A 1,398-nucleotide genomic window follows, 5' to 3' on the forward strand; every position below is an offset into this window, starting at 1 on the left:
CTCTTTGTTCCAACGCATCATCCATCGACAAGATTGGCAAAACGTAAAGGCGGCATGCCAACAGGCGAAGAACGGGATTGCTCAGCATATCTATTACCGCATCCATCGTAATCAAGAAGTGTGCTGGGTCGAAGAACGGATGATTCCGAAATTCGATGAGCATGATGTCGTCACATCGATTGTCAGCGTCTGCTATGACATCACTCGATTCAAACAACAGGAAACAGAGATTTGGAACTTGGCGATGCACGACACGGTGACGAACCTCCCGAATCGCAGTCACTTCATGAGCGAGCTACAACAATGGATCCAACGTCACGAGCAAGTCGCCGTTCTGACACTCAGCTTCAACTCCATCCATCCAATCAATCGAGACTTCGGCTACACCGTCGGGGATGACTGGATCACCGCTACGGCGAACGCATTGACCGACCACCTATCGGCCGACAGTTTCGTCGGGTACCTCGGGGGAGATGACTATGGGATTCTAGTACCGAATTTGGCGAATGAACAAGAGGTCATCCAATTTTGCCAATCGTTGATTCGACGGAGCGAGCGCTATATCACTGTCGGGCCTTATGAATGGTCACCTACCGTGTCTGTCGGAGTCAGTCGTTATCCACACGACGCGGATCAACCGAACATGTTGCTCCAGTACGCCCATACTGCACTCGGAAGGACGCGTTTACATGGAGCCGATCCGATTGTCTTTTATGCGTCGACGTTTGACATCGATTCATTCCGAAAACATCAGCTCGGGAACGATTTACGTCACGCCATCGAAGAGGGCGAACTCTTCCTTGAATTCCAGCCGAAAGTCGACATTTGGTCGGGGCGTCTTGTCGGCGCCGAAGCACTCGTGCGGTGGCAGCACCCGGAATGGGGGCGGATTCCACCGAGCGACTTCATCGCCCTCTCAGAAGAGACAGACCTCCACATCGCCCTATCGGACTGGGTGTTAAAGGAGACGTGCCGTCAGCTACAAGAATGGAAGAATCGGCATCTCGCCGTTGTACCGATTTCAATCAACATCTCGCCGAAACGTCTCCTCCATAAAACCTATAGCGAGACGGTATTACGGATATTGCGTCAATATGACCTCTCTCCTTCTTTACTAGAGATTGAAATTTTAGAGACAGGCATTTTGAGCGATAACGTAAAGATTCATGAGAGTCTCAATCAATTGAACGAGGCAGGGATTCGAATCGCACTCGATGACTTCGGGACGGGCTACTCTTCGCTCTCCTACCTGCAGCGCTATCCGATCAAAACAATTAAAATTGATCAGCAATTCGTGAAAGATTTACACGACAGCAAGAAGACACAAGGCATCGTGCGCACCATTTTGTTCATGTCCGAGGAGTTTGACATCGACGTCCTCATTGAAGGAGTCGAGAC

At 50.4% G+C, this 1,398-nt stretch carries 1 protein-coding gene; it reads left to right on the forward strand.

The features are described 5' to 3' along the window. Nucleotides 1-1,398: putative bifunctional diguanylate cyclase/phosphodiesterase (locus ON063_RS14520; protein ID WP_274665608.1), on the forward strand; the 1,398-nt coding region annotated here is incomplete at both ends.

Source organism: Exiguobacterium sp. B2(2022) (assembly GCF_028823655.1).
GTDB lineage: Bacteria > Bacillota > Bacilli > Exiguobacteriales > Exiguobacteriaceae > Exiguobacterium > Exiguobacterium aestuarii_A.